This is a genomic window from Vibrio coralliilyticus (genome assembly GCF_024449095.1).
Classification (GTDB): Bacteria; Pseudomonadota; Gammaproteobacteria; order Enterobacterales; family Vibrionaceae; genus Vibrio; species Vibrio coralliilyticus_A.
Genome location: NZ_CP024627.1, coordinates 784,926 through 804,578, shown reverse-complemented (window position 1 = coordinate 804,578; position 19,653 = coordinate 784,926). Strand labels below are relative to the sequence as shown.

18 protein-coding genes are annotated in these 19,653 nt (G+C 43.1%); 9 read left to right on the top strand and 9 right to left on the bottom strand.

Translation table 11 applies throughout. From position 1 onward, the window contains the following. Positions 1–12 precede the first annotated feature (12 nt). From CTT30_RS03645 to CTT30_RS03630, 4 genes are read right to left on the bottom strand one after another with little or no spacing between them, the layout of a single operon-like run. Positions 13–417, bottom strand: a complete 405-nt coding sequence (locus CTT30_RS03645; protein WP_239837555.1) for a CBS domain-containing protein — start codon at positions 415–417, stop codon at positions 13–15. Then, on the bottom strand, positions 414–764 hold the full coding sequence (locus tag CTT30_RS03640; protein ID WP_239837554.1) for a P-II family nitrogen regulator: 351 nt from the start codon (positions 762–764) through the stop codon (positions 414–416). Before CTT30_RS03640 ends, CTT30_RS03645 begins: the two co-directional genes overlap by 4 nt. Next, positions 754–1,548, bottom strand: a complete 795-nt coding sequence (locus CTT30_RS03635; protein WP_239837553.1) for a DUF1538 domain-containing protein — start codon at positions 1,546–1,548, stop codon at positions 754–756. Before CTT30_RS03635 ends, CTT30_RS03640 begins: the two co-directional genes overlap by 11 nt. Further along, complete coding sequence (locus tag CTT30_RS03630) at positions 1,545–2,279, bottom strand: DUF1538 domain-containing protein (protein ID WP_239837552.1); 735 nt, start codon at positions 2,277–2,279, stop codon at positions 1,545–1,547. The genes CTT30_RS03635 and CTT30_RS03630 overlap by 4 nt, the downstream gene beginning before the upstream one ends. 230 nt (positions 2,280–2,509) lie before the next feature. Between CTT30_RS03630 and CTT30_RS03625 the strand changes: the two genes are divergently transcribed. The 5 genes from CTT30_RS03625 (at position 2,510) to CTT30_RS03605 (ending at position 6,977) form a co-directional block, all read left to right on the top strand. After that, positions 2,510–3,424, top strand: coding sequence for a TIGR01777 family oxidoreductase (locus tag CTT30_RS03625; RefSeq protein WP_239867458.1), 915 nt, complete (start codon positions 2,510–2,512; stop codon positions 3,422–3,424). Positions 3,425–3,468: 44 nt separating this feature from the next. Beyond that, on the top strand, positions 3,469–4,296 hold the full coding sequence (locus tag CTT30_RS03620) for an SDR family oxidoreductase (RefSeq protein WP_252036063.1): 828 nt from the start codon (positions 3,469–3,471) through the stop codon (positions 4,294–4,296). 303 nt (positions 4,297–4,599) lie between these two features. After that, a complete protein-coding gene (locus CTT30_RS03615; protein WP_252036062.1) occupies positions 4,600–5,454 on the top strand; it encodes a co-chaperone YbbN in 855 nt (284 codons plus the stop codon). A 138-nt stretch (positions 5,455–5,592) separates the two neighbouring features. Continuing rightward, positions 5,593–6,516 (top strand): SPFH domain-containing protein, encoded by a 924-nt coding sequence (locus tag CTT30_RS03610; protein ID WP_239837548.1) that lies wholly within the window; start codon positions 5,593–5,595, stop codon positions 6,514–6,516. Between the two features lie 8 nt (positions 6,517–6,524). After that, positions 6,525–6,977: an NfeD family protein gene (locus CTT30_RS03605; RefSeq protein WP_239867450.1), complete on the top strand. Its 453-nt coding sequence runs from the start codon at positions 6,525–6,527 to the stop codon at positions 6,975–6,977. Between the two features lie 541 nt (positions 6,978–7,518). Here the strand turns inward: CTT30_RS03605 and CTT30_RS03600 are convergent. The 3 genes from CTT30_RS03600 to CTT30_RS03590 all read right to left on the bottom strand — a co-directional run bounded on the left by CTT30_RS03600 (position 7,519) and on the right by CTT30_RS03590 (position 10,790). Then, positions 7,519–8,328: a DUF2057 domain-containing protein gene (locus CTT30_RS03600; protein ID WP_252036061.1), complete on the bottom strand. Its 810-nt coding sequence runs from the start codon at positions 8,326–8,328 to the stop codon at positions 7,519–7,521. Positions 8,329–8,460: 132 nt separating this feature from the next. Beyond that, complete coding sequence (locus CTT30_RS03595; protein ID WP_252036060.1) at positions 8,461–9,630, bottom strand: porin; 1,170 nt, start codon at positions 9,628–9,630, stop codon at positions 8,461–8,463. Between the two features lie 656 nt (positions 9,631–10,286). After that, positions 10,287–10,790, bottom strand: coding sequence for a DUF4442 domain-containing protein (locus tag CTT30_RS03590; protein WP_239837544.1), 504 nt, complete (start codon positions 10,788–10,790; stop codon positions 10,287–10,289). A gap of 206 nt (positions 10,791–10,996) precedes the next feature. Here CTT30_RS03590 and fcrX point away from each other — a divergent pair, with 206 nt between their 5' ends. After that, a complete protein-coding gene (gene fcrX / locus CTT30_RS03585) occupies positions 10,997–11,446 on the top strand; it encodes a ferric iron uptake transcriptional regulator FcrX (RefSeq protein WP_239837543.1) in 450 nt (149 codons plus the stop codon). Between the two features lie 86 nt (positions 11,447–11,532). Here fcrX and glnS read toward each other — a convergent pair whose 3' ends face one another. Both glnS and nagE read right to left on the bottom strand, forming a co-directional pair. Next, positions 11,533–13,203 carry a glutamine--tRNA ligase gene (glnS, locus tag CTT30_RS03580; protein ID WP_252036059.1) on the bottom strand — a complete coding sequence of 557 codons (1,671 nt, stop codon included), beginning with the start codon at positions 13,201–13,203 and terminating at the stop codon, positions 11,533–11,535. Positions 13,204–13,520: 317 nt separating this feature from the next. Then, complete coding sequence (gene nagE / locus CTT30_RS03575; RefSeq protein WP_252036058.1) at positions 13,521–15,059, bottom strand: N-acetylglucosamine-specific PTS transporter subunit IIBC; 1,539 nt, start codon at positions 15,057–15,059, stop codon at positions 13,521–13,523. A 481-nt stretch (positions 15,060–15,540) separates the two neighbouring features. Between nagE and nagA the strand changes: the two genes are divergently transcribed. From nagA to CTT30_RS03560, 3 genes are all read left to right on the top strand, one after another. Beyond that, entirely contained in the window at positions 15,541–16,677 is a 1,137-nt protein-coding gene (nagA, locus tag CTT30_RS03570; RefSeq protein WP_239876443.1) for an N-acetylglucosamine-6-phosphate deacetylase, read from the top strand. 2 nt (positions 16,678–16,679) lie between these two features. Then, positions 16,680–17,894 (top strand): DNA-binding transcriptional regulator NagC, encoded by a 1,215-nt coding sequence (nagC, locus tag CTT30_RS03565; RefSeq protein ID WP_239837539.1) that lies wholly within the window; start codon positions 16,680–16,682, stop codon positions 17,892–17,894. Between the two features lie 80 nt (positions 17,895–17,974). Continuing rightward, positions 17,975–19,564 carry a cation:proton antiporter domain-containing protein gene (locus CTT30_RS03560; protein WP_239876442.1) on the top strand — a complete coding sequence of 530 codons (1,590 nt, stop codon included), beginning with the start codon at positions 17,975–17,977 and terminating at the stop codon, positions 19,562–19,564. The last annotated feature ends 89 nt before the right edge of the window (positions 19,565–19,653 follow it).

Sequence of the window (19,653 nt, the reverse complement as noted above, 5' to 3'; positions counted from 1 at the left end):
ACTCAATATGAGTTAGTCATCTCTCGCCATACCATTAATCACAATATTGTTGTAGCTTACCATTCCTATCACCTGACCATTTTCAATTACTGGCGCTCGACTTATTCCAAAGCGCTCAAATAATCGAGCACAATATTTGACGTTCATTTCGGGATCCACAGACAGTGCGGGTTTAGTCATGATTTCGTAGATATTGATCCGATCTGGTGAACGATTTTTCGCCAGCACTTTTTTCGCAATGTCATTCATTAGTACTAAGCCATATTCATCATCATCGTGACGCTTATTCACCACCAAAGCCTTAACCTCATGACTACGCGCTAACTGAATGCCTTCTCTAACAGTTGTTAGACCATCAATCATGACATAAGTACTGGCCATAACATCCCGCACTCGGATTATTTCCTGAGCTCTCATAGTTCGTCCTCTACTACCTTGGTTAGCTTCTCTACTTGGTGCGCAACACCAACAGCATCCTCAATATCGATCTGCACAGCGATACCTTGTCCGGATTCCAAATCAAATTCACCAACATCACTGATCGTTTCTAGGATATGACGCGACAGGTGTTCCTCTACGACAAACAGCAACACATCTTTTTGAACTTCCAACGTCAGGCCAAAAAAGGTGCGTTTTTTATTCAAACCTTCACCTCTAGCGTTGTTGATCACCGTCGCTCCTGTTGCACCGGCATTTCGGGCCGCATCCAGAACCTTCTCCGTTTTACTGTCTTCAACAAAAGCCAGTATCAATTTAAAGCGCATTTTCACTATCCTCCTGCGCTGAATCTCTATTGAGCCAGCGAGTGATTTGGGCATAGCCCATAACAGAAATCATCGGGAATAAACTGGCAAAGGCAATCAAACCAAAGCCGTCGATCATGGGGTTTCGACCGGGAACAGTAGAAGCAAGCCCTAAACCTAGAGCTGCGACCAAAGGCACAGTAACAGTGGATGTCGTGACACCACCAGAATCATAAGCAAGCGGGACAATTAACTTAGGGGCATAGAAAGTTTGAATAACAACGATAATGTACCCAGCGATAATATAGTAATGGATAGGATCCCCCACTACGATTCTATAGCTACCTAAAGAAATACCAATTGCCACGCCTAAAGCCACTGCGATGCGTAAACCATTCACGCTTATTGAGCCTCCCGATACTTGGTTGGCTTTAATCGCAACGGCAATCAAAGATGGTTCCGCAATCGTGGTACTAAAGCCGATACAGAAAGCAAATAAATATACCCAATAGTAATCCTGCCAACCAATCGATCCCGATATGCTGGTTCTGAATTCTTGCAAAAACGACGGAGCAGTTAACTGTGTAGCCATGGTTTCCCCAAGAGGAAACAGTGCAAGCTCCAATCCAATAAGAAATAGAGATAGCCCCAAAATAACATAACCAAAGCCAAGCAAAACTTTAGGTAGATTGGTCACCGGACGGCGTAATACGACAAACTGAAAGCCGAAAATGATCGATGCAATCGGAATAACGTCACTGATCGTGCCTAAGAAAGTATCAAAGAAATGTGACCACTCAATCATGCCACCACCATCCCATAAACCATGACAAACATCATGGGCAGTAATGAAGCAAAAGCAATTAAGCCAAAACCATCGATCATTGGATTGCGCCCTTTAATCGCCGATGCCAAACCGACCCCCAAAGCGGTTACCAGAGGCACGGTTATGGTTGACGTTGTCACTCCACCAGAATCGTAAGCAACGCCAATAATGCTTTCAGGAGCAAACATAGTCAGCACCACAACTCCAACATAGCCACCAATAATCATGTATTGGATCGACCAGCCTTTTAGGATGCGTAACACGCCGAGCATAATGGCAATCCCAACGGATAAAGCAACGGTATAACGTAGGCCATTTGCGTAATCATCCATTGCTACGGCTTCAGACGCAATCATTCCACCTTCTGCAGCAACTTCTGCAGCCTCGCCCGCCACCGCGGTTAAAGCGGGTTCAGCAACCGTCGTTCCAAAACCTAAACAGAAAGCAAAGATCATCAACCAAAAGACGCTCCCCTTTCGAGCAAACGCTTGAGCCATCGACTCTCCAATCGGAAACAACCCCATCTCGAGCCCAAAGATAAAAAAGGTTAATCCCATCACGACCAACATTAGGCCAAACAATATCGAGAGCATGTTGGGTAGCGGCTCTTGCAGCACAACTAACTGGAAAAAAGCAATTACAGCAACAATGGGCAGTAAGTCTCGTAAACTGCCAAGAAACGCTTTTAACAGCGCGGCAATTGCTTGCATAGACACCTCTTATCCGTGAAGTTCTTGGACATGATGGCAAATGGATCGCGCACTTGATGTGACTCGCATAGCGAGATGACTAAGAAAAGTCACAAAATGTTAATTATGTGATAATCATTAGTTTTGCATAATCAGTGATCCGAATTACAGCTAACTCGCTATAATTATTAGAATTACCGTTTTTGTCTGTTGAGTTATATGGCATTTATGGAGGTTGAAAGGAGATCGGAATGAAAGTACTACTCACTGGTGGCACTGGCTTTATTGGCAAGGAATTACTGAAACACTTCACAACCTACGAAGTGGTTTTACTGACTCGCTCCCCTGCTAAAGCAAAGTCTTTAGTTACTCATGCGGATCTGGGCAATGTCACTTATATTTCCAGCCTAGAACAGTACCGCGATCTCAATGAATTTGATGCTGTTGTCAACCTTGCAGGAGAACCCATTGCAGACAAGCGTTGGAGCAAGCAACAGAAAGAGAAAATCTGTCATAGCCGTTGGAGTATCACCGAAAAGCTCGTTGATTTGATTCACGCCAGCACCTCCCCACCAGCAGTGCTCATCAGCGGTTCTGCGGTGGGTTATTATGGTGATCAACAAGATCATCCATTCGATGAAGCTTTGCATGTTCATCATGAAGGTTTCCCTCATTATGTCTGCGCAAAATGGGAACAAATAGCCAATCGCGCTCGCTCAGAGTCAACCCGAGTCTGTATTTTAAGAACTGGTATTGTACTTGGGCAAGATGGTGGCGCATTAGGCAAAATGTTATTGCCCTACAAGTTGGGCTTAGGGGGGCCGATAGGCAGTGGTCAACAATACATGCCGTGGATACACATGCTGGATATGGTTCGAGGCATCGTTTATTTACTCGAAACCGAACATGCCCACGGCGAGTTTAATCTATGCGCGCCTCACCCAGTGACCAATAAGCAATTTAGCCAAACATTGGCAAAGTCCCTCAATCGACCTCATTTTCTGTTTACCCCTAAATGGGCTCTTCGTTTCGTCATGGGTGAAAGCTCTTCCCTCCTATTTGACAGTATTCGCGCCAAACCCAAAAAGCTTACCGAATTGGGGTTTCGCTTTAGCTACTCCCGAGTAGAGCCTGCGCTAAAAAATCTATTACAACATCACGAGTAATCTTTTACTCTAGCTTATCTCTACGAGCTAAAAGAAAGGAATTCATGTCTCAATCTATTCTCATCACAGGCTGTTCCACGGGGCTCGGCCACGTTTGTGCTCATGCACTGCATCAAAAAGGCTATCAAGTCATCGCATCCTGTCGACACGCCGATGACGTTGATCGCTTACGTAATGAAGGGTTAACCTGCATTCAACTTGACCTTACCGACAGTAACAGCATCTCCAAAGGAGTGAAACAAACGTTAGAGCTAACGAATGGACAGTTGGATGCCTTGTTCAATAATGGCGCATACGGGCAACCTGGAGCCTTAGAAGATCTGCCAACACAAGCTTTACGTGAGCAATTCGAAACCAACTTCTTTGGCTGGCACCAACTGGTTCAAGAAGTCCTGCCTAGTATGCGCCAAAATGGCAAAGGGAGAATTGTCCAGAACAGCTCAGTTTTAGGCTTTGCCGCAATGAAATATCGCGGAGCCTATAATGCATCTAAGTTTGCATTAGAAGGCTGGACTGATACGTTGCGCTTGGAGCTAAAAGGCAGCGGCATAGAGATTTGTTTGATCGAGCCCGGCCCGATAGAAACCCAGTTTAGAAAAAATGCCCTGCGAGCTTTTACCAAATGGATTGATATCAACTCAAGCGTGCATCAAAAGCAATATCAAGAACAGTTAGAGAGGCTAACAAAAGAATCATCGAACAACTCATTTGTCCTACCAGCCGAGTCATGCATCGCCCCTCTCCTACATGCTCTAGAATCAGATAAACCGAAAATTCGCTACCGCGTTACCACTCCAACAAAAGTCTTTGCTGTACTGAAACGGCTACTTCCGAGTCGGCTACTCGATGACATTTTGCGACGAGCTGCTTAAAAATAAATCACCGAGTGTAATTTTTTCGTAATAATAAGACGCTAACTTACACCGTGAAGTTGCTCACTTCATGACCTCCTATAAGCGTTACATTCGGTAAAAAAACATGACATTGAACCAGCTAAACTGGCTAAGTGTGGGTGTTGCGCTAACTTTGTTTATCGTTTTATAAACACCTTCGCTTGCATTAGTCAGCAAAAACACCGCCTTAAACAGCGGTGTTTTTGTATCTGCTACTCCCTTGATATCTATAGTAACTGCCCATATGTTTGATGTATCAAACTCTTTGCAAGGAATCACCAAATGCAATCTCCTTTTATTGTGGAATTGAACGAGCAAAACTTCCGTCAAGTGCTGGAAGGCTCAATGCAAACGCCAGTCCTGATTCATTTTTGGGCGCCAATGAGCCAAGAAAGCGCGCAAGTTATTCCAGAGCTACAAACCCTAGCGCAACAATACAACGGAGCTTTTACACTAGCGCTCTTGAACTGTGAACAAGAACAGATGATCGCTAGCCAGTTTGGTGTCCAGGCACTACCAACCATTGCACTGTTCGTTAATGGTCAACCCGTTGATGGTTTAGGAGGCCCGCAGGACCTTGCTGCAATCCAAGCGATGTTAGCTAAACATTTACCCAGTCAAGACGAACTAAATCTCAAGCAGGCAATGGATTTTGTACAATCGGGTGAACATGCTAAAGCGTTACCTCTACTTCAAGACTTGCCGGAAGAACTAAAGCAAAAAGGTGATGTAAAACTTACCCTTGCCGACTGTTTGCTAGAGATGCAGAAGTTTGACCAAGCCAAGGCACTGCTTAATACCATCCCTCTAGAGTATCAAGATAATTATTACAAAGGATTGATAGCAAAATTAGAATTGCACGACCAAGCAGCGAATAGCCCTGAAATCCAATCGCTTGAGCAAGCGCTACAAGATAACCCTAATGATGCCCAAACAGCAGCCGAACTGGCTCTAAGTTACCATCAAGTTAACCGAGATGAAGAAGCATTAGAGCTACTTTGGAACCTGCTAAGATATGATCTCAATGCACTTGATGGCGATATAAAGAAACACTTTATGGATATTCTCGCTGCTTTAGGGCAAGGAAACCCAATTGCTGGCAAGTATCGACGCCAGCTATACTCTATCCTCTACTAGACACTTCAAATTCATCAATAAAAGCCGGCTTATCCGGCTTTTATTTTTCCTAAATCTAGCTTTGGTTCTCATTATGTCATTGTGCTACCACATGAATTAAGCAACAATCGACATAATAACTTATACAAGGAATCAGATATGGCTATTGACTCTCTCATTACCATCGGCATTTTTCTTATTGTCGTCATCGCATTTATTATCGCAGGTGTTAAAACCGTTCCCCAAGGTAATCACTGGACCGTCGAACGTTTTGGCCGTTATACACACACTTTGAAACCAGGCCTAAATATCATCATTCCCTTTATTGATGGTATTGGTCAAAAGATCAATATGATGGAGCGCGTGCTTGATATACCAGCTCAAGAAGTCATTTCTAAAGATAACGCGAATGTAACGATTGACGCCGTCTGTTTCGTCCAAGTCATCGATGCTGCCCAAGCGGCGTATGAAGTGAACGACCTTGAACACGCTATTCGAAATTTAACCCTCACCAACATCCGTACTGTACTTGGTTCGATGGAGCTTGATGAAATGCTCAGTCAACGCGACATGATCAACAGCAAGTTACTTTCAATTGTCGATGAAGCGACTAATCCTTGGGGGGTAAAAGTTACCCGTATCGAAATTAAAGATGTTCAACCACCGTCAGATCTTACCGCAGCAATGAATGCCCAGATGAAGGCGGAGCGAAACAAGCGTGCAGAAGTACTCGAAGCAGAAGGGGTTCGTCAGGCTGAAATATTAAAGGCCGAGGGTCACAAGCAATCAGAAATATTAAAAGCAGAAGGTGATAAACAAGCCGCTATATTACAAGCCGAAGCTCGTGAGCGTGCTGCGGAAGCCGAAGCGCGTGCTACGGCCATGGTGTCAGAAGCGATCGCTAAGGGTGACATGCAAGCGGTTAATTACTTTATTGCTCAAGGCTACACCGACGCACTTAAGTCAATCGGCCAAGCTGAGAATGGCAAGATCATCATGCTTCCACTTGAAGCTTCGGGGCTAATGGGCTCTGTTGCGGGTATCGCCGAAATGTTTAAGCACTCGAACGAGTCAACTAAGTAGAGGCTAATGTGTTTGAGTTACTAGACAGTATCAATCATTGGCATTGGCTAGCCTTCGGGCTAGCTTTACTTGCTATCGAACTGCTGGGTACCGCTGGCTATTTTTTATGGCTTGGGCTGTCAGCCTTAATTGTGGGTATTTTACTCACATTTATTCCAATGAGTTGGCAGCTACAGTGGAGCGCCTTTAGCATCTTTTCACTGATGACTACTTGGTTATGGTGGAGAAAGCAATTCAAGCAAGATGCTTCTGACGATCAACAACGGGATTTAAACCAAAAGCAGAAGCAAATGATCGGTCAGAAAATCTTGATAGAATCTGATCTCACACCAGGAAAGCACCGAATCAAGGTGGGTGATACAACTTGGTCGGCACAAACTAACCAATCAATTCCAGCAGGAACCATGGTTGAAATCACCCAAGTAAATGGCATTGTTCTTACCATAGAAGCAAAAAATTAACCTCTATTATTAGGCCCTTTGCCTGAACAAAGGGCCTTTTTCATTCTGCAACCACTCAATATCAAGAAAAAACTCAATATATCAATAATTTAAATCATTTCCACCTTGAATTAAGTGACTGTTTTTATATGAAAACAGCCTTAATCAAGCTCAGCCTTTTTACCTAAAAGAAATACCATTCTAAATATATCATCGACTTATTAATTTATTTCTCACAAAAAGTAAGAGTTATTTATTAAAGAAAATTTTTAATAATTAAACTTTTTTTGATCTTTTACCATTAAGCGACATACTGATAAGTATCTCTTTAATGAGATTTTAAATGAGGTGTTTATTATGAAATATTTCTTTGCGTTAGCTTGTAGTCTTATTTTTAGTTTTTCGGTAGCTGCACAATCATCCGTAGGAAGCACTGCTTCTGGCCCAATAGTGAAATGTGAATTAAATTCAGGAGTAGTTGAACGTATGCCGATCGTTATATGTGAAAATAGCAATGGTACGGTAATGAGATAAAAAAGGAGCCTTTCGGCTCCTTCTCTTTTTATAATTCTAGTAATTGTTTAATGAGTGTTTTTCTTTCTTCTTTCGTTGCTTTTCCATACCAGTAACCAAACATTTCTTGTTGCTTGGAAGTGGTTTCAAGCGTCAATTTGGTCGAGTTGCGATTTTCAACCGCCCAGCTCAATAGCTCATCACGTTGTTCTTCTGGCGTTTCCTTAAACCAATACTGCGTCATCTCTATCGCTTTTGAAGACGAGCTTTGAGCCACAGGAGTCACTGTTGCGGCAGTAGCAACAGGAGCAGCTAGCACAGCCGGAGCTACATTAGAATTGGCACTGTTCACAATCGCTTCAATGTAACCTGATGGGATAGAGAACGTAATATTATTAGCATTCGACGCGCTCACATCAAACTTGAGATCTTGGTACGGCTGCTGTGCGAGAAGCTGGCTAGGCACTGGAAATCTGACATACTGAGTTTGAGTACATACATCACTACAGGTTTCCGCTGAGGCTGCATAAGGCTTAAGTGCCACTTCTTGACTACTGCCCTCAACCATCACTGTTTTAAATTCGTTATAATTTTTAAAGTACTGCAGCTCCATTTTAATAAAAGAATCCGGCACATTTTTGCTCTGTGTCGGATCTACGTAATTCAGCTCTAGTGATGACTTAACCAACTGCCCACCATTCACTTCAAGTGTATCCGGTGTTAATGATTTACCAACAATAATTCGATAATTCTGTTTAGATTCAATGCGTTTTACTGAATCAGTAAAGTCACTTGTTGAATCTAATGTAGTACAACCTACCATCAATAAAGGCAATGACGCTAAAATAATTTTCTTCATATAAACCACCCTGGAAATAACTCCGTTATATACTATAGAATTACCTTTATCTTCAGGCTCTACTTCTCAATACAACAAACGCTGGCCAACTAAGGCCAGCGCGTATCATTAAGAATAAAAATAGATAAAGTCTTAGAAACCGTACTCTAGACCAACACGAACAACGAATGTGTCGGTGTCGTATGTTACTTTGTCATCTGTATCGTATGCCTTGATATCACGTTGAGCGATACGTACATACGGTACAAAGCCGTTGTGAACGTACATTAGCTGACCAGAAATGACGCTATCTTCATCGTTTTGTTTAATACCAGCTTTTTCAGACTCCATATTCGCAGCGTAGCCTAGCTTGAAGCCCCATGGACCGTTCCAGTATTGACCAATGATTGAGTATGAAGCCTGCTCTGAAGTCACACCTGCAGATGTTTTAGACTCACCAGTTTTATATGCGGCAGCTAAACCGAAACCAGCTGGGAGTGAAGCCTCAAAACCCATAATATAGCCTAAAGTATCTGTGCTTTCATAAGGAGATGCTGCAGTAGCATATGCTTGACCAAACGTGTATGAAGTACCATCAATCGTACAACCGCCAGCATCAAGACAGGTTGCTGTGCCAGCAGCAACAGCATCAGATATTTTACGATCTTGCTCTGACTCTACCGCAGCATGAATTGTAAAGCTATCAGCCAATTTATAGTGAGCATTAGCACCGTAGAAGTAATTATCTTTTACATCTTTATCACCACGACCGGTCGCTAGTGCGAAGCTAAAGCCATTGTAATCTTTAGAGTCAAAACGAGCCATATCACCGTGGCGGTCACGGTTATACTTTACATCACCACCCCAATCGAAGGCTGCACCTAGACCTGGGTTTGAATATGGCCAATCAATGATTTCGTACATTGGCGTAAGCATACGACCAAAACGAACCTTACCCCAGTCACCTTGCAAGCCTAAGAATGTATCACGATTTCCAAGTGTTGCGCCGTCGCCGTTTTCACCAACATAACCCGATTCAATCTGCATAAAGACATTGAGGTTTTCAAACATATCTTTGCTAGCGCGGAAACCAATACGAGATTCATTTTCATAATCGTAGCCAGTACTAGTATCCTTTACAGTATTATCTGAAAGGTTAGTTTTGTCTGAGTCATAGTTAACAACAGAGATTGCCGCAACACCATAAGCTTGTACGTTGAAGTCAGAGATGATACCAACCTGAGATGATTCAGCTGCCAATGCACCTGTAGAAACCATCGCCACTGTTGCACCTAAAAGTGTGCGTTTGAACATTTTTTCCATGGAAAAACTCCTAAAAATGGATATAGCTGTTTTTGTTGTTCTCACCTTAAGTTGGCCGCCGAAGGGAGAATCATTTCCTATGTCGAAAGTAAAAGATTAATGAATATCGCTCACTTTCTAATTTCTGCATACACCCAGTGTATCCATGACTCTAAGACTAACTTCGCGACAAAAAACATCAATCAGAACTTAATTTCAAGATAAAAAAATATGACCCGCTACAAATTTTTATAAACATAGTGATCGAGGTCTAATTATCAATAACAACACCAAGTTAGAAACAAAAAAGACATTAAAAATCAATCGCTTAAAACAAACAACCAATGAAGCAACTTTGAAGTCACTCGCATAAAAATAATTAAGAAAGGAACTTTCTCAGTTATAAGATCTTGATCATTGCATTATTTTAGGGCTTAAAAACAAACAAAAGCATCAGTATTTTTACATATAAAAAAAAGATTGAATCATGGTTTAACGTCGGTCAATTGGGTGAATATATGATGAGAGGGGGAATGGTAGTCATTACTCTGTGGCAGAAAATGGGGTTACTTTGCAACACTTAAAACAGCGGTAGATATTTAGAAGTGCGCCAGAATAGAAAACAACAATTCAAAGGTATTCCGCATGAACACACTCCATGGTCAGTGAGCATTTACCTATACAGCTTGTTCTTCAGCTTCTTCTTCTCGATATTGAGGCTTTTTGCGCACATAAAGTTTACGCTGCACCTCCGAAACCACATTACCGGTTTCATCTTTTACATAAATCACAAATTCAGGGAAACACTTATCTCCATTCGATGTTTTCAGTAAAATATCATCAAGCAACTCCTGAGAGACAATAAAGTCTGCGTAGAGATCACTTTGCCCTGGCTTTATAAAGTTAATACTCGCTTCTTTATCCCACACATAGTAACGCTCACCTAAAATTCCCATCAGCATTAATGAATAAACAGGGTCAGTCAGAGAAAAAATACTACCGCCATACTGAGTGCGGTTCGCATTTTTATTCCACCAGCGCAGTTTGAGTTTCATTTTGACCTGACGAAAATCTTCGCTTATTGAAATGATCCTGATGCCAGCCCCCCAGAATGGAGGCCAGACATTAAGAGCAAACTTTACGATTCCAGGCTTGTAAATTTTAGCTAGTGATTTATTCATTCTTTCATCCCTGAAATAGAGCCTTCACAACTAGATGTTAAACAATTGTAACTAGTCTGATGTGTATTATCAGTGACGCTACACGTGTTTATAAAAAAATACTAGTAACCCTTTGAACTTCGTGGTTTATTGTTATCTTGTACTACCCTATAATGATAGGAATATTGAATTCTGTTAATTACCGCAGATCATCAACAGGAAAGTTTATGTCAGACAATAACCAAGCTCTTAAGGACGCTGGTCTTAAAGTTACACTTCCGAGACTGAAGATTTTAGAAGTACTCCAACAGCCGGAATGCCAACATATCAGCGCTGAAGAACTGTACAAAAAGCTCATAGATCTTGGAGAAGAGATCGGGCTTGCGACAGTTTATCGAGTTCTGAACCAATTTGATGATGCAGGTATTGTTACTCGACACCATTTTGAAGGTGGCAAATCAGTTTTTGAACTATCTACCCAGCACCACCATGACCATTTAGTATGTCTGGATTGTGGGGAAGTGATCGAATTTGCAGATGACATCATAGAAGAACGTCAGAAAGAGATTGCGGCTCAGTATAATGTCATTCTGACAAACCACAGTTTATACCTTTACGGTAAATGTGCAGATGGCAGCTGCCGCGACAACCCAGATGCACATAAATTGAAAAAATAACGAATTAGACAAGCGTTCCAATCATGAGCGCTTTTCTTTTATCAAATAAAACAGCCAGTCATATGACTGGCTGTTTTATTTAACGCTTATTTTGCTTCAATTTTCGCCCAGGTATCACGTAGACCTACAGTGCGATTGAAGACTAGCTTATCTGCGGAAGAATCTTTTGAGTCTGCGCAGAAATAGCCCATACGCTCAAACTGGTAACCCTTTTCAGCTTCGGCAGTAGCTAGACTTGGTTCTACAACCCCATTCATCACAACAAGTGAGTCAGGGTTGATTGTCTCAGCAAAGTTATCGGCTGCTGCTGGGTTTGGCACTGTGAACAAGCGATCGTATAGGCGAATCTCAGCAGGTAGGCCTTTATCTGCCGATACCCAGTGAATAACACCTTTCACTTTACGGCCATCAGCTGGGTTCTTACCTAAAGTGTCTACATCGTAGCTACAGTAGATGGTGCTAATATTACCCTCTGCATCTTTTTCGATACGCTCTGCTTTGATCACGTAAGCACCACGTAGGCGCACTTCTTTCCCCAGAACCAATCGCTTGTACTTCTTGTTCGCTTCTTCGCGGAAGTCTTCACGTTCAATCCAGAGTTCACGGGTGAATGGTACTTCACGCTCACCCATCTCAGGCTTGTTAGGATGATTAGCAACGCTGAGTATTTCAACCTTACCTTCATCATAGTTTTCGATAACAACCTTAACTGGATCAAGCACAGCCATAGCACGAGGCGCGTTTTCGTTTAGATCATCACGAATACAAGATTCTAGTGAACCAAACTCAATCATATTTTCTTGCTTAGTAACACCAATACGCTTACAAAATTCACGAATCGATGCAGGCGTGAAGCCACGACGACGCAAGCCAGAAATAGTTGGCATACGAGGGTCATCCCACCCGTTAACTAAGTTTTCAGTCACAAGCTGGTTCAACTTACGCTTAGACATCACCGTGTATTCTAGGTTTAGACGGCTGAACTCGTACTGGCGTGGCTGACAATCAATAGAGATGTTCTCTAGTACCCAATCGTATAGGCGACGATTATCTTGGAACTCAAGCGTACATAAAGAGTGAGTAATCCCCTCTAGCGCATCCGAGATACAATGTGTGAAGTCGTACATTGGATAAATGCACCACTTATCACCCGTTTGGTGGTGCTCAGCAAAGCGAACACGGTATAGAACAGGATCACGCAGTACGATGAAAGAAGACGCAAGGTCAATTTTCGCACGCAAGCACGCTTTCCCTTCTTCAAAGCCACCCTTGCGCATTTTTTCAAATAACGCTAAGTTTTCTTCCACACTGCGGTCACGGTATGGGCTTGGTTTACCCGGTGTTGTCAACGTTCCACGGTATTCACGAATCTGCTCAGGACTTAGCTCTTCAACATACGCTAAGCCTTTCTCAATTAATTCAACCGCGTACTCGTAAAGCTTATCGAAGTAGTTTGATGAGTAACAAATCTCACCATCCCACTCAAAGCCTAACCAGCTCACATCATTCTTAATAGACTCAACGTATTCAACGTCTTCTTTTTCAGGGTTCGTGTCATCAAAACGAAGATTACACTGTCCTTGATAGTCCTGAGCAATACCAAAGTTTAAACAAATTGACTTAGCATGACCGATATGCAAGTAACCGTTCGGTTCCGGCGGGAAACGAGTATGCACGCTAGTGTGTTTACCATCCGCTAAATCTTTATCAATGATTTGGCGAATGAAGTTCGATGGACGAGCCTCAGCTTCACTCATCTATAGCACCTCAATTATTTTAGTATTGTCAGAGAAAAATAGTGTTTGTGTTCGTCATTAGCGACGCCAAACATATAACGGCTAATGATCCACAATTCTTCGCAATTACACAACTATAACCAGACTTTTATTGGTAAATAATCCATCGATAGTAGACTGGCACGCTGGCTTTGCTTATGAAATCAGCAAATTTATTGAGTAAATCATATGAAGGGCTCGCTTGATATCTGGTATCCGGCAAGAAGTGAATACAAAAAATCCCCAAGTGTGTACTTGGGGATTTTGTATAAGACTAAAGTTTTTAGCTAGCTAGCAAGCTAAGCTGGTAATTGCACATCTGATAAATCAGCATCCGCTGGGATGTTTTTCATTTCACCCGCAACGATTTCAGCTAAGGGTCCTAGAATAACTTGGACATTGTTAGAACCAAGCTTCACAACTCCCATCGCTCCCAAGTCTTTCAGTGTCTTCTCACTGATTAAGCTAGTGTCTTTGATAGTGAGACGTAGGCGAGTGATACAAGCATCGATATTATCGATGTTGCTGTGACCGCCAAGAGCTTTAAGGTATTGTTTCGCTAGCTCAGAAGAATTTTCAGAGCCTGTCACACCAGACGTTTCAGCGCTTTCGTCGTCTTCGCGACCCGGGGTCTTCAGACCAAACTTCACGATAACAGTACGGAAGATTGTGTAGTACAGAGCGAAGAACACAAAACCTTGAAGGATTAGCATATACCATTGGTTTGACTCAGGTTTCGCTGAAGATAGAATCATATCAACTAAGCCTGCAGAGAAGCCAAAGCCAGCAGTCCAGTTCATTAGGTCAGCAATGTATAGAGAAATCCCTGTTAGAGCCGCGTGTATAACATATAACACAGGCGCTAGGAACATGAATGAAAACTCAAGAGGCTCAGTAACACCAGTAAAGAACGATGCAAAACCAGCAGCAATCATAATAGAAGCAACTTTGGCTTTATTCTCAGGTTTAGCAGTGTGGTAGATAGCAAGTGCAGCACCTGGCAGACCAAACATCATTACAGGAAAGTAACCTCCCATGTAGCGACCTAGCTCACCAATAACACCAATCACTTCACCATCAGAGTTTAATTTAACAAGTTGACCACCTTGCTCGACAACGTTACCTGCCGCCCAGAAGTTACCCAAGTCATTAATGCCAGCCATGTCAAACCAAAATACAGAGTTTAGCGCATGGTGCAGACCTACAGGGATAAGTAGACGGTTGAAGAAGCCGTACAAACCAGAACCAACCTCACCTAGGTTAGTGATGCCTTCACCGAAAGAGACTAGACCCGTAAAGATGACTGGCCACACGTACATAAGCACAAAAGAGAGGATGATACCGGCGAAAGAAGTTAGGATTGGTACTAGGCGCTTGCCTGAGAAGAACGCCAATGCTTTTGGTAGCTCAACTTGGTAATAACGGTTGTAGAGCTCAGCAGCAACAATACCAGAAAGAATACCAATAAACTGGTTACCAACTTTAGCAAAAGCCAATTTAGTTTCTGGGTCATCAAGAGCTACTAGGCCAATTTGCTCCACCGTACCAGGGCTAAGTAAAGTGGTAATGACTGTGTAAGCAACGAAGCCTGCGAGAGCTGCTGCGCCATCTTTGTCTTTTGACATACCGTAAGCAACACCAATTGCAAACAATACAGACATGTTATCAATGATTGCTGCACCAGCTTGGACTAGGAAAGCGGCAACTGCACTGTTACCACCCCAACCTGCTGGGTCTATCCAGTAACCAATACCCATGAGTATTGCTGCAGCAGGAAGAGTAGCTACAGGCACCATAAGCGCCTTACCTACCTTCTGAAAGTATCCGAGAATATTCACCGTATAGTTCCCCCTATAGGATTTTTGTATTTTTGGCTGAGCGACTTTTTTTATTCGCTCAATTTAGTCCTGCTCAGTGTATGCCATTAATTTTGCCCCGCAAATTAAAACCTTATCAATTGTGATCATAATCACCAGAAAATGGCCTAATTCGAGGATTTTGCTAGCGAGATCATAAAACTTATTTTACAATACAAAAAAATAGCAACGCACACCTAATATTCACGGTATTCTGAACTTATTATCATCATGACAATGCTCGTAGTTCAAGAAGTCTATCTGGTATTACCCAGTAAGCTTCTTCATATTCAGCAAGCTTTTAAATGAGACAGAATGTAATTTCAGATAGAATATCTCTTGCTTGCTCAAGATATTTTGCGACCTAATTGAAGCTCACGAATAAAGTATAAAGATACGTAATGAATGTTTCAGTTAGGCGGATAGAAGTATTAAAAATCAAACTTATAAGGATTAGCTAACCATGTATGCGCTAACTAACTGTAAGATCTTCACCGGCAACGACGTTCTTGTCGACCACGCAGTCGTCATTAAAGACCAACTGATAGATTCGCTATGCCCGGTAGCTGACCTTCCTCATGATATTGAAGTTCAGGACTTAAACGGAGCAAATCTTAGTCCCGGATTTATCGATCTGCAGCTAAATGGTTGTGGTGGTGTCATGTTGAATGACGAGATCACTGCTGAAACCATGCAAATCATGCATGAAGCAAATCTTAAGTCTGGCTGTACTAGCTTCCTTCCTACTCTTATCACTTCTTCTGATGAAGATATGCGTCAAGCAGTATCAGCTGCACGTGATTACCATGCTCAATACCAAAACCAATCACTAGGCCTGCACCTTGAGGGGCCGTATTTAAATGTGATGAAAAAAGGCATTCATAGCGTTGATCATATCCGACCATCAGAAGACAACATGATCGATTTCATGTGTGAAAACGCAGATGTCATTGCAAAAGTGACACTCGCACCAGAACATAATGACCCTGCACACATCAAACGCCTAAGAGCTGCGGGGATTGTCGTATCAATCGGTCATACCAATGCGACGTATTCTGAAGCTCGTCAGAGCTTTGACGCTGGTATCACGTTCGCTACTCATCTATTTAATGCAATGACGCCTATGGTGGGGCGTGAGCCTGGGGTAGTTGGAGCAATCTACGATACCTCAGACGTTTACGCGGGCGTCATCGCCGATGGGTTCCATGTCGATTATGCAAACATTCGCATCGCTCACAAAATCAAAGGCGAAAAATTAGTATTAGTGACAGATGCCACAGCTCCTGCAGGCGCTGACATGGATTACTTTATTTTTGTTGGTAAGAAAGTATATTACCGAGATGGTAAGTGTGTTGATGAAAATGGCACACTAGGCGGTTCAGCACTGACAATGATAGAAGCTGTACAAAATACCGTTGAGCACGTCGGTATCGCGCTGGACGAAGCACTTCGCATGGCAACCCTATACCCAGCGAAAGCAATAGGGGTTGATGAGCAACTAGGCCGTATCAAACAAGGCATGGTTGCAAATCTGACAGTCTTCGATCGTGACTTCAAAGTTCAAGCGACGGTTGTTAATGGACAATACGAGCAAAGTTAAGAATGAATGGCGGACAAATAGGTAACGTAGACTTAGTAAAACAGCTAAATAGCGCAGCAGTTTATCGACTGATCGATCAACAAGGGCCGATATCTCGAATCCAAGTCGCGGACGTTAGTCAACTCGCGCCAGCAAGCGTTACAAAGATCACCCGCCAATTACTCGAACGTGGTCTTATCAAAGAAGTCGCACAGCAAGCCTCAACGGGAGGTCGTCGTGCGATTTCACTGACCACCGAAGTCGAGCCTTTCCATTCAGTAGCCGTACGTTTGGGCAGAGATTACATTCAATTCAGCCTCTACAATCTTGGTGGTAAAGAATTGGTTTCTGGATATCAGGAATTCTTCTATACCACTCAAGAAGATTTAGTTGACGGTCTCACCTCTCACCTAAAAAACTTTATTCAATCTAACCACTCGGTCATCAACCAGTTGATCGCCATTGGTGTTTCTCTACCCGGTCTGGTGAACCCTGAAACTGGCGTTGTCGAGTATATGCCTAACATCAGTATCGATAACCTTGCCCTCGCAGAGCTGATCGAAAACACCTTCCATGTTCAATGTTTCGTCGGTAACGATGTGCGAGGTATGGCGCTGGCTGAGCATTACTTTGGTGCCAGCAAAGATTGCCAAGATTCGATTTTAGTCAGTGTTCATCGTGGTACAGGGGCAGGTATTATCGTCAACGGCCAAGTTTTCTTGGGTTTCAATCGCAACGTCGGTGAAATTGGTCATATTCAGATCGATCCCCTAGGGGAACAATGCCAGTGCGGTAACTTTGGTTGCCTCGAAACGGTAGCAGCTAACCCTGCGATCGTTGAGCGAGTAAAAAAATTAATCAAACAAGGTTATGAATCCAGCCTGACAGAACTGGAAACCATTACGATTAAAGAAGTGTGTGATCACGCAAACATGGGTGATGAACTGGCCAAACAAAGTTTGGTTCGAGTAGGTAACCAGTTAGGTAAAGCCATTGCAATTACTATTAACTTGTTTAACCCACAAAAAATCGTTATCGCCGGGGATATTACCCGTTGCGAAGAGATTATTTTCCCTGCAATTCGCCGCAATGTGGAAAACCAGTCTCTCACTACTTTCCACAGTGGACTGCCGATTGTCGCCTCTGAGATCGATAGCCAGCCAACGATTGGGGCATTTGCAATGATAAAACGTGCGATGCTAAACGGCGTTTTGTTACAAAAATTGCTCGAAGATTGATCTAGTAAGCAATCAGTTGAGTTAGAATAACGGGTTACAATTATGTAACCCGTTTTTATTAGGACAAGAATCAGATTCATATGGAACTCATTTTAATCTCTTCCGCCTTTCTGGCTGGGTTCATTACCCTCAAGTGCAACTTGCCCCCTTTGGTCGGTTTCTTACTGGCTGGTTTTGCTTTGCACGCTTTTGGTTTTGAAACGAATGGCACCATAGTCACGCTGGCCGATCTTGGAGTGACCCTCTTGCTGTTCACAATCGGTTTAAAACTGGATATCAAAACACTACTATCCAAAGAAATCTGGGCGGGGGCCACCATACACAATCTGCTATCTACCCTTTTATTTAGTGCTGCCCTACTCTGCTTCAAATTCTTAGGTGTCAGCTCACTAGCGAGCATGTCTGCAGAGCAATTGCTCCTGCTTGGTTTCGCACTCTCTTTCTCTAGTACCGTTTTCGCCGTGAAATCTCTCCAAGAAAAAGGGGAGATGAATGCCACTTACGGCACTATGGCGATTGGTATTCTAGTTATGCAGGACATCTTTGCTGTGGTGTTTCTAACCGCTTCAACGGGCAAACTGCCTGAGTGGTACGCCATTGTACTCTTTGCTCTACCATTATTGCGCCCTGCCTTTTACAAGATGCTCGACTGGGTTGGCCATGGCGAAATGCTGGTACTATTCGGTATTTTCTTTGCGCTAGTCGTCGGTGCTGGGTTATTCGAGCTGGTCGGAATGAAGCCAGATCTTGGCGCTTTGATCCTAGGAATGCTCCTTGCTGGGCACCGCAAGGCATCAGAACTTTCTAAATCACTGTTTAATCTAAAAGAACTTTTTCTCGTTTGTTTTTTCCTCAATATCGGTTTGGCAGCGCAACCTACCATGTCAGGTTTTGCCTTAGCTATTTTGTTCTTACTGCTATTGCCACTGAAAGGGATTCTATATTTTGCCGTACTAAACACCTTTAAGTTCCGTGTACGGACTTCATTACTCACCACACTGAGCCTATTTAACTTTAGTGAATTCGGTCTCATCGTTGGTGGACTCGCCTTTAAAATGGGCTGGATGAGCGGAGATATATTGGTTGCTTTAGCATTGGCAGTCTCCATCTCCTTTGTTCTAGCATCACCACTCAACCGTAAAGGCCACGAGTTATACCGTCGTTCTGGCCGCTGGTTAAAAGAACATGCAGCGGAGAAACTTCACACTCGCGATCAGCTCATTAATCCGGGGAATGCTCAAGTTCTGATCCTTGGTATGGGACGCATAGGCACTGGTGCCTATGATGAGTTACGCTCGCGTTATGGAAAGATTTGCTTAGGTATTGAAGTGAGAGAGGACGCGGCTGTACAGCATCAAGCTGAAGGACGAAATGTGATCGCCGGAGATGCCACTGACCCTGACTTCTGGGAACGTATCCTCGATACGGCCAACGTAAAGTTAGTTCTACTCGCCATGCCTCATCACCAAGGGAACCAAACTGCACTAGAGCAGCTACAGAGCAAAAAATTTCAAGGCCAGATCGCAGCTATCGCAGCATACCCTGATCAGCTTGAAAGCCTGAATGAAGGAGGGGTAGACGCTGCGTTTAACATATATAGCGAAGCAGGGAGTGGCTTCGCTAGGCACGTCTGTGAGCAATTGAAACCGACCTTCAGCACCTCACAATAACGTACGAACAAGGCAGCGACATAGCTGCCTTTTCTTTACTAACACCTTAAATCGTTTAAAAAACGAACTAAACATAGAATCAATTCATC

What these genes read in the sequence shown, in the direction of transcription:
- nagA (WP_239876443.1), top strand. Translation starts at nt 15,541, where the DNA reads ATGTATGCGCTAACTAACTGTAAGATCTTCACCGGCAACGACGTTCTT.
- CTT30_RS03590 (WP_239837544.1), bottom strand. Translation starts at nt 10,790, where the DNA reads ATGAATAAATCACTAGCTAAAATTTACAAGCCTGGAATCGTAAAGTTT.
- CTT30_RS03645 (WP_239837555.1), bottom strand. Translation starts at nt 417, where the DNA reads ATGAGAGCTCAGGAAATAATCCGAGTGCGGGATGTTATGGCCAGTACT.
- CTT30_RS03595 (WP_252036060.1), bottom strand. Translation starts at nt 9,630, where the DNA reads ATGGAAAAAATGTTCAAACGCACACTTTTAGGTGCAACAGTGGCGATG.
- CTT30_RS03620 (WP_252036063.1), top strand. Translation starts at nt 3,469, where the DNA reads ATGTCTCAATCTATTCTCATCACAGGCTGTTCCACGGGGCTCGGCCAC.
- CTT30_RS03640 (WP_239837554.1), bottom strand. Translation starts at nt 764, where the DNA reads ATGCGCTTTAAATTGATACTGGCTTTTGTTGAAGACAGTAAAACGGAG.
- CTT30_RS03635 (WP_239837553.1), bottom strand. Translation starts at nt 1,548, where the DNA reads ATGATTGAGTGGTCACATTTCTTTGATACTTTCTTAGGCACGATCAGT.
- glnS (WP_252036059.1), bottom strand. Translation starts at nt 13,203, where the DNA reads ATGAGTGAAGCTGAGGCTCGTCCATCGAACTTCATTCGCCAAATCATT.
- CTT30_RS03615 (WP_252036062.1), top strand. Translation starts at nt 4,600, where the DNA reads ATGCAATCTCCTTTTATTGTGGAATTGAACGAGCAAAACTTCCGTCAA.
- CTT30_RS03625 (WP_239867458.1), top strand. Translation starts at nt 2,510, where the DNA reads ATGAAAGTACTACTCACTGGTGGCACTGGCTTTATTGGCAAGGAATTA.
- CTT30_RS03610 (WP_239837548.1), top strand. Translation starts at nt 5,593, where the DNA reads ATGGCTATTGACTCTCTCATTACCATCGGCATTTTTCTTATTGTCGTC.
- CTT30_RS03600 (WP_252036061.1), bottom strand. Translation starts at nt 8,328, where the DNA reads ATGAAGAAAATTATTTTAGCGTCATTGCCTTTATTGATGGTAGGTTGT.
- fcrX (WP_239837543.1), top strand. Translation starts at nt 10,997, where the DNA reads ATGTCAGACAATAACCAAGCTCTTAAGGACGCTGGTCTTAAAGTTACA.
- CTT30_RS03630 (WP_239837552.1), bottom strand. Translation starts at nt 2,279, where the DNA reads ATGCAAGCAATTGCCGCGCTGTTAAAAGCGTTTCTTGGCAGTTTACGA.
- nagC (WP_239837539.1), top strand. Translation starts at nt 16,680, where the DNA reads ATGAATGGCGGACAAATAGGTAACGTAGACTTAGTAAAACAGCTAAAT.
- CTT30_RS03560 (WP_239876442.1), top strand. Translation starts at nt 17,975, where the DNA reads ATGGAACTCATTTTAATCTCTTCCGCCTTTCTGGCTGGGTTCATTACC.